The sequence below is a fragment of the Actinomycetota bacterium genome (assembly GCA_036280995.1).
In the GTDB taxonomy this organism is placed as follows: Bacteria; Actinomycetota; CALGFH01; order CALGFH01; family CALGFH01; genus CALGFH01.
Window position 1 is genome coordinate 1 of sequence record DASUPQ010000247.1, and the last position, 8,286, is coordinate 8,286.

The 8,286-nt window shown below is 71.9% G+C and carries 9 protein-coding genes and 1 tRNA gene; 7 read left to right on the top strand and 3 right to left on the bottom strand.

The window, feature by feature from the left end:
• The 4 genes from VF468_08300 to VF468_08315 form a co-directional block, all read left to right on the top strand.
• Positions 1-1,030, top strand: a 1,030-nt coding sequence (locus VF468_08300) for an ABC transporter substrate-binding protein (protein HEX5878308.1), incomplete at its 5' end; no start/stop codon positions are given.
• Between the two features lie 91 nt (positions 1,031-1,121).
• Complete coding sequence (locus VF468_08305; protein ID HEX5878309.1) at positions 1,122-2,102, top strand: sugar ABC transporter permease; 981 nt, start codon at positions 1,122-1,124, stop codon at positions 2,100-2,102.
• The gene (locus tag VF468_08310; GenBank protein HEX5878310.1) at positions 2,099-3,034 is read left to right on the top strand and encodes a carbohydrate ABC transporter permease; all 936 of its coding nucleotides are present in this window, start codon (positions 2,099-2,101) and stop codon (positions 3,032-3,034) included. The genes VF468_08305 and VF468_08310 overlap by 4 nt, the downstream gene beginning before the upstream one ends.
• Before the next feature lie 87 nt (positions 3,035-3,121).
• Positions 3,122-4,051, top strand: a complete 930-nt coding sequence (locus tag VF468_08315; GenBank protein ID HEX5878311.1) for a glycosyl hydrolase family 32 — start codon at positions 3,122-3,124, stop codon at positions 4,049-4,051.
• A gap of 23 nt (positions 4,052-4,074) precedes the next feature.
• Here VF468_08315 and VF468_08320 read toward each other — a convergent pair whose 3' ends face one another.
• Positions 4,075-5,088, bottom strand: coding sequence for an IPT/TIG domain-containing protein (locus VF468_08320; protein HEX5878312.1), 1,014 nt, complete (start codon positions 5,086-5,088; stop codon positions 4,075-4,077).
• A gap of 93 nt (positions 5,089-5,181) precedes the next feature.
• Positions 5,182-5,255 (bottom strand) — tRNA-His (locus VF468_08325).
• A 72-nt stretch (positions 5,256-5,327) separates the two neighbouring features.
• On the opposite strand from VF468_08325, the gene VF468_08330 reads away from it, so the two are divergent.
• The 3 genes from VF468_08330 to VF468_08340 are packed head-to-tail and all read left to right on the top strand — an operon-like array spanning position 5,328 to position 7,225.
• Positions 5,328-5,819, top strand: a complete 492-nt coding sequence (locus tag VF468_08330; protein HEX5878313.1) for a GNAT family N-acetyltransferase — start codon at positions 5,328-5,330, stop codon at positions 5,817-5,819.
• 57 nt (positions 5,820-5,876) lie between these two features.
• On the top strand, positions 5,877-6,458 hold the full coding sequence (locus VF468_08335) for an adenylate kinase (GenBank protein HEX5878314.1): 582 nt from the start codon (positions 5,877-5,879) through the stop codon (positions 6,456-6,458).
• Positions 6,455-7,225, top strand: coding sequence for an SDR family NAD(P)-dependent oxidoreductase (locus VF468_08340; GenBank protein ID HEX5878315.1), 771 nt, complete (start codon positions 6,455-6,457; stop codon positions 7,223-7,225). Before VF468_08335 ends, VF468_08340 begins: the two co-directional genes overlap by 4 nt.
• Here VF468_08340 and VF468_08345 read toward each other — a convergent pair.
• The coding region (locus VF468_08345; protein ID HEX5878316.1) for a winged helix DNA-binding domain-containing protein at positions 7,222-8,286 on the bottom strand (1,065 nt) is incomplete at its 5' end. The genes VF468_08340 and VF468_08345 overlap by 4 nt on opposite strands.

Sequence of the window (8,286 nt, forward strand, 5' to 3'; positions counted from 1 at the left end):
CATCGCCCTGTTCCCGCAGCCCGGCGTGATGATGGACATCGCCAACAGCGGGAAGATGCAGGACCTGAGCGGCGTGATCGACAAGGCCAAGGTCGAGTCGACCCTGGTCCCCGGTGAGCTGGCCGCGGGGACCTCGGCGGACGGCAAGCTGTACGGCATTCCCATGAGCATGAACGTCAAGAGCCTGGTCTTCTACCCGAAGAAGGCCTTCGAGGCCAAGGGCTACACGATTCCGACCACTGTCGCCGAGCTGGAGGCGCTCACCAACCAGATCAAGGCCGACGGCACCACGCCGTGGTGCGTGGGCATCGAGTCGGCCGCCGCGACCGGCTGGCCGGCCACCGACTGGATCGAGGACTTCGTGCTCCGCTACGGCGGGCCCGAGAAGTACGACCAGTGGGTCAAGCACGAGATCCCCTTCAACGACCCGGTGGTCGTCCAGGCCGCGCAGGAGTTCGAGAAGCTGGCCCTGGCTGACGGCAACGTCTTCGGTGGGCGCAAGGCGGTCGTCAGCAACGCCTTCCAGACCGCCGCCAACCCCATGTTCCAGGACCCGCCCAAGTGCTTCCTGCACCGGCAGGGCAACTTCATCACCCAGAAGGACTTCTTCCCTGACAAGGTCCGGGCCAACCTGGACGAGGAGGTCGGCGTCTTCTACCTGCCGTCGGTTGACGCCAACAACAAGCCGCTCCTCGGCGGTGGCGACCTCGCCGGTGCCTTCAGCAACGACGAGGACACCAAGAAGGTGATGGCGCACCTCACCAGCCCCGACTTCGAGTTCGCGGACCTGGCCGCGTCGAGCTGGATCTCGCCGCACAAGACCTTTGATGTGAGCAAGTATCCGGACGAGACCACCAAGAGGGTCGCCGGGTTCGCCTACGAGTCGACGGTGTTCCGGTTCGACGGCTCCGACCAGATGCCGGGCGCCGTGGGTGCCGGCAGCTTCTGGAAGGGCATGACGGCCTGGATCAGCGGGCAGCAGGACCTGGACGAGGCCCTGACGTCCATCGAGGAGAGCTGGCCGAGCTAGAGATCGCTGATGGTGGGTGCGCGGCCGGCACGGACCGCGCACCCACCAACCGGGCGGCGCGGCGGCGCCATGAGCAGAAAGGAGCAAGTCGATGATCAGGCTGATCAACGCCTTGCTGGCGATCGTCGGTGGCGTGGGCGCCGCCCTGCTGCTGTTCTGGGTGCTCAACAAGCTGGTCGAGCTGCTCCCCACGAAGTGGGAGGAGCGCCTCAAGCCATGGGTCTTCATCGGGCCGGCGGTGGCGGCGATCTCCTTCTTCCTCATCTATCCGGCCGTCCGAACATTCATCCTGAGCTTCGCCAACGCCCAGAGCACGGCCTGGGTCGGCACCGAGAACTACACCGACCTGCTCAGTTCCAGTGAGTTCCGGAACACGCTGTACAACACCCTGCTGTGGATCGCGGTGGTCCCGGCGACCACGGTGGCGCTGGGGCTCGGGGTGGCGGTCCTGGCCGACCGGCTGCGACCGCAGTCGGAGAAGCTGAGCAAGTCGATCATCTTCCTGCCCATGGCCATCAGCGGGGTCGGCCAGGCCACCATCTGGCGGTTCATCTACGAGGCCCGTCCTGAGGGCGAGCCCCAGATCGGCCTCCAGAACGCCGTCTGGACGGCACTCGGGTTCGACCCGGTGGCCTGGCTGCAGGTGAGCACGCTGCACTTCAACAGCTTCCTGCTGATGATCATCCTGATCTGGGCCCAGGTCGGGTTCTCGATGGTGCTGCTCTCCGCCGCCGTCAAGGGGGTGCCCGTCGACACCCTGGAGGCGGCCCGTATCGACGGGGCCAACGAGCGCCAGATCTTCTTCCGGGTGATCGTCCCGCAGATCTGGGCCACGGTGATCACGGTGTTCATCACCGTGCTCATCAGCGTCATGAAGATCTTCGACGTCGTCTACGTGATGACCAACGGCAACTTCAACACCGACGTGATCGCGGTCCGCTTCTTCAACGAGCTGTTCCGCAACGGCAACAACGGCCGGGCCTCGGCCATCGTGGTCATGCTGATGATCGCCGTGCTGCCCGTCATCGTCTACCAGGTGCGTCACTTCCGGGCCGAGGAGGCAGCACGATGACGACCACCGGAACCACTCCTCCTCCGACCCCGGTCCCCGGCGAGGTCAAGCCGCGCCGGGCCATCCCTCGCCGCGAGGGCGGGGCCGCTCCCGGCGCCGGGCAGGCCAACTGGGTGGTCAGGATCGCCCTGGTCATCCTCTGCTTCCTGTGGATCGTGCCGACGCTGGGGATCGTCATCACCGCCTTCCGCACCGCGGACGCGGCCAACACCTCGGGCTGGTGGACGGTCTTGACCTCGCCGCTCGACTTCACCCAGTACACCCTCGCCAACTACAGCCAGGCCTGGAACGAGGGGATGGGCAACGCCTTCATCAACAGCTTCGCGGTGACCCTGCCGGCGACGGTGATCCCGATCATGATCGCCGCCTTCGCGGCCTACGCGTTCACCTTCATGCAGTTCCCGTTCCGTGACGTGCTGTTCGTGGTCATCGTCGCCCTCCTGGTGGTGCCCAACCAGGTCGCGCTGGTGCCGCTGCTGCGCTTCTACGGCGACGTCGGGCTGACGGGGCAGTTCGCCGCCGTCTACCTGGCCCACATCGGCTTCGGCATGCCGCTGGCCGTCTACATCCTCCGCAACTACATGTCCACGCTGCCCAAGGCGGTGATCGAGTCGGCCAAGATCGACGGGGCGAGCCACTTCAAGACCTTCTGGCGGCTGATCGTCCCGATGTCGGTGCCGGCGCTGGCCTCGTTCGCCATCTTCCAGTTCCTGTGGGTCTGGAACGACCTGCTGATCGCCCTGCTGTTCCTCGGCCCGGGCGAGCGCGAGGTCGTCACCGTCACCGTGGCCGGGCTGGTCGGGGCGCAGAACCAGGGCTGGCAGCTGCTGACGGCCGGCGCCATCATCAGCATGATCGTCCCGGTGCTGGTCTTCATCTCGCTCCAGCGCTTCTTCGTCCGCGGCCTCACCGCCGGGTCGGTCAAGGGATAGGGGGACGGCGAGCGAGGGCCGGCGCTGAGCCTGCGGCTTCCCGGACACTGGATCTGGGATTTCTGGTTCGCCGTCGACGGCGGGGACGTGCACGTCTTCTTCCTGCACGCTCCCCGCGACCTCGGGCACCCGGACCTGCGCCACAGCCACGCCCGGATCGGCCATGCCGTGACGCGGGACCTCCACCGCTGGGAGGTGCTCGACACCGCCCTCAGCCCGGGGCCGCCGGGGGCCTTCGACGACCAGGCCACCTGGACCGGGAGTGTCCTGGAGGCCGATGGGCGCTGGCACATGTTCTACTCGGGCATCTCCACCCGGGACGAGGGCCGCGTGCAGCGGGTCGGGCTGGCCACCTCCACCGACCTGGTCACCTGGGAGCGCCAGCCGCTGGTGCTGGAGGCCGACCCGCGCTGGTACGAGACCAGCCGCGACCACCCGCGGGGCGAGGAGACCTGGCGGGACCCGTGGGTGTTCGCCGACCCGGGCGGCGACCGGTTCCACATGGTCGTCTGCGCCCGGGTCAACCACGGCCCGCCCGACGAGCGCGGCGTCCTCGGCCACGCCTGGTCGGCCGACCTGCGCTCCTGGGAGGTCGGCCCGCCGCTGTCGGCGCCGGGTGAGTTCAGCCAGCTGGAGGTGCCCCAGCTGGTGCGGGTCGGCGGCGCCTGGCGGGCCGTGTTCTCGGCCTGGTGGAGCGACCACAGCGCCACCCGCCTGGCCCGCCCCGGGGTGGTCGCCGAGGGCGGCACCCACTACCTGGTCTCGCCCGGCCCCCTCGGCCCCTACGTCCTGGACCGCGACGCCTTCCTCCTCGGCGACCCCCTGATCAGCTTCTACGCCGGCCGGGTGCTGCACCACCGCGACGCATGGTGGCTGTTCGCCTGGCGCCACGTCGACGGCCATGGCCGGTTCTTCGGCGAGCTCAGCGACCCGATGCCCCTGACCGTCGACGAGGCCGGGTCGCTGTGGGTTCGGGACAGCCCCCTGGACGGCTGGCAGGCCGGGGCGGCGCCCTAGCGCGGCGATCCTGCGCATCCCGGTCACCTGGTGGCTTGTGGCCGCCCCTCCTCCTGGTCCTCCTCGGCCTCGGCGGGGGGCGCCTCCGCGGGCTCGCCAACCGTGAAGGGCCGCGGGCTGTCGGCTATCCCGGCGGGGGTGTGGACGGTGACCAGGCCGCTGACCGCGCCGTCGGGGACGGTCACCCGCAGCTCGCTCGCCGAGACCTGGCGCAGGTTGGTGGCCTCGACCCCTCCGAAGGTGACCCGCTGGGCGTCGGCCAGGCCGACCCCGGAGATGACGACCTCGGTCCCGACCGGGGCCGGCTCCGGCTTGACGTCGGTGATCCGGACCTCGATGGCGGGGTCCTTGCCCTTCATGGCCGGGACGAACACCTGCTCGAAGATGCGCTTGAGCCACTCGGCGGCCTGGGCCGAGAAGAGGCCGACCAGCGCCCCGAAGGCGGCGAAGCCGAACGGGTTGACCACGTCCGGAGACGCCTGGGTGGTGACCACGACCAGCCCGCCCCGGAGCACGACGTAGGTGATGGTGGCCATGGCCGCACCCACGATCGGCTGCAGGTAGTAGGTCATCATCCAGCTGTACTTGAGGTTCCGGTTGCCGGCGTACCAGGTCAGCGACCGCAGGGCGTACACCAGCCCCCCGAGCGCCCCGGCGAGCGCGACCACGATGAACAGCCGCGCCTCCCGGTCGACCTGCAGCCGGGCCCCGAAGAGCCGCACCGGCGGGTTGGGGGCCGCCTGCACGACCACGGTGGTCGCCGGCGCCTGCCCGTCCGGCGCGGTCGTGCCCGGGACAGGGGTGGTCGTCGGGGGCGGCGCGCCACCACCCGACAGCGCCGGCGGCGGCGCCGGCGGCCAGACCTGCACCAGGAAGTAGAGGACGAGCAACGTGGCCAGGGCCAGCAGGGTCCCGGTGGTCACCGCCGCCCTGACGGTGGCGTTCTCGCCCCCGGGCTCGCGCTTGCCCGACGGCCCGGCGGGCGGCGTGGTGTCGTCGACCTGATCGCCGGTGTCGCTCCCTGACGCACCCGCCATCGTGGCACCCCCGGACCCCCCGCCCTTGCGTGGCATTCTGCAGGAGCGGTGCAAGCCCCGTAAAGAGGAAGGAACCGGCGATATCAGGAGGAGGGTGACCGAGGGGACTCGAACCCCCGACCTTCGGGACCACAACCCGACGCTCTAACCAACTGAGCTACGATCACCACGAGCCAGGGAAGGATACCGGGGCCGGCGGGGGTGAGGCCAGCGGGTGCCGTCGTGGGGCTGGGTGGGTGATGGGGAACCGGATCCGGAGCGAGCGGCTGTGCCTGCGGCAGCTGGAGGGGGCGGAGGCGCGGGCGCTGCTGCAGGGGAAGGCCGACCCGGAGCGGCCCTGGATGGCCGGGTATCCGATGCAGGGGACGCTGATCGCGGTGGAGGCGTTCGTGCGGGCGCTCGACAACGGGGCCGACCCGGGGGCGTACGGGGTGTACCAGCTGGTGCGGTCGGGCGACGCCGTGGTGGTGGGGGACATCGGGTTCCACGGGCCGCCGGACGGCGGGGGGTCGGTGACGGTCGGGTACGGGCTGGCGCCGGGGGCGCGGGGGCAGGGGTACGCGACCGAGGCGCTGCGGGCGGTGGTCGCCTGGGCGCTGGCCCAGCCGGAGGTGGCGGCGGTGGAGGCCGACACGACCCACGCCAACCTGCCGTCGCAGCGGGTGATGGAGCGGGCCGGGATGCGGCTGGTGCGCCGCAGCGAGCAGCTGCGCTTCTACCGGGTTCCTTGAGCGGCCGCGCCGCGGCGTGGTTGCATGCCTCCCCCCGCCGTGAGAAGGGAGCTCGGGATGCGCATCGTCCTGGTCGGCCCGCCCGGGGCCGGCAAGGGGACCCAGGCCGGCCGGATCGTTGACCGGTTCGGGGGCGTCCACGTGGCCACCGGCGACATCCTGCGGTCCAACGCCGAGCGGGGGACCGAGCTGGGCCGTGAGGCTGGCCGCTTCATGGACCAGGGTGAGCTGGTGCCCGACGACGTGATGATCGACATGGTGCTGGAGCGGGTGGGGGAGGCGGACTGCGCCGACGGCTTCGTGCTCGACGGCTTTCCGCGCACCGTCCCCCAGGCCGAGGCGCTGGAGCGGCGGCTGGCGGAGCTGGGCCGGCCCCTGGACGCGGTGGTCGCCTTCGAGGTCGGGGAGGACGAGCTGCGCGACCGGCTGGCCGGCCGGGCCGAGGAGCAGGACCGGGCCGAGGACGAGGACGAGGACGCCATCCGACGGCGGCTGGAGCTGTTCGACCAGGAGACCGCGGCCCTGCTCGACTTCTACGCCGGCCGGGGGCTGCTGGCCCGGGTCGAGGCCGAGGGCGACCCCGACGAGGTGGCCGGGCGGATCGCCGCCGCCATTGCCGAGCGGCCGGGTGCCGCATGATCGCCCTGGTCACGGGGGCCTCCAGCGGGATCGGGGCGGCCACGGCGCGGCGGCTGGCCGTCGAGCCGGACACCCGCCTGGTGCTGGTGGCCCGGCGCCGCGAGCGGCTGGAGGGGCTGGCCGCCGAGTTGGGCGGGGCCACGGTGATCGCCGCCGACCTGGTCGAGGAGGCGACCCCGGCGCTGGTCGCCGAGCGGGTCGAGGCCGAGCATGGGCGGCTCGACCTGCTGGTCAACAACGCCGGGATCCGCGGGCGGGGCGGCTTCGCCGAGGGCGGCTGGGTCGAGGTGAAACAGGTCATGGCGACCAACTTCGACGCCCCGGTGCGGCTGACCGAGGCCCTGTTGCCGCTGCTGCGCCGCTCCGCCCCCAGCGGGATCGTCAACGTCGGCAGCGTGGCCGGGCGGGTGTCGCGGCCCCGGGCCGGGGCCTACTCGGCCAGCAAGTTCGCCCTCGCCGGCTGGACCGAGGCGCTGCAGATGGAGGAGGTGCCCCACGGCGTCCACGTCGCCCTCGTCCAGCCCGGCTTCGTGGACACCGAGGGCCTACCGCAACGGAAGATGCTGGCCCGGCCCTGGACCCGCTGGATGGTCTCGAGCGAGGACAAGGTGGCCGAGGCGATCCTCGATGCCTGGCGCGAGCGCCGATTCGAGCGCTACGTGCCCCGACCCTACGGGCTGATCCCGATCGCCCGGGTCCTGCTGCCCGGCCTGTACCGCCGGGCGGTCCGCGGCGGCACCTTCACCACCACGGCCAAGCCCGACTAGACCTCTGCCCAGCGCAGCTCCAGCTCACCCCCGGTGAAGGCGGCCAGGCGCTCGGCCTCGGCCTCGGCGGCGCGCCGGGCCCGGGCGGGGAGCGGCCCGGCGAAAGGCTCGATGGTGACCTCCCGGCGCCTGCCCTTGGTCTCCTGGCGCCAGACGCCCTCCATGCGGCCCCCGACCAGCAACACCGGCGACAGCCAGCCCTGGGGCCGGTAGACGCGGGCCTTGAACGGCCCCGGCATCAGGTCCTCGGCCTGGCGGGTGGCGGTGATGACGTACTGGTCGAAGGCCGGCAGCAGCCGGACCGTAGCCGACCCACCGGCCTTGCTCCGGCCCCGGCCGGCCTTGGCCAGGCTGAGCAGGTCGGCGGCCAGGGCGTAGGCAGGCGCGCCCTCGACCTCGACCCGGGCCACCTCGTCCCCCAGACGCTCCAGCAGCCGGCGGCCCCTGGCCGGGCTGGGGATGCCCCACCAGCGGGCGAAGTCCTCGCGGGTGACCGGCCCCGAGGCGGCCAGGAACCGGCGGGTGACCTCGGCCATGGCCTCGTCGGGGTCGTGGTCGGTCCAGCCGCCCAGCCAGGTGTCGGGCCGGGTGAAGCGGACCTGCTGGCCCTGGCTGGGGGCGAAGCAGAGCCGGCCCAGGGCGGCGGCCGGCTTGAGCAGCGCCCCCCAGCTCTCGCGGAGCTTGTCGCCCAGCTTCGGCGACCCGGTCCGCTCGGCCACGGCGGCGGCCAGCTCCTCGCGGGTCAGCAGGCGGCCGTCGAGGGCCTCGCCCACGGCGTCGTTGACCCGTTCCAGCTCGGCCAGGGTGACCCCGAAGCCGCGCTGCCAGGCCCCGGCCTCCCAGGGGCGCCTGGTCGAGAGGGCGGCCTGCCACAGGGGGAACTCGGCCGCCGGCAGCAGGTGCAGGGTGCCGCGCATGGCCCAGGTCTTGACCAGGCTGCGATCGGACCACAGGGCGCGCCGGACCGCGTCGGGGGCCAGCTCCTCGACCCGGGCCCAGAGGGACAGCTCGGCCCGACGACATGACCTGGGCGTGGACGCCGGCGATCCGGCCGGCCACCG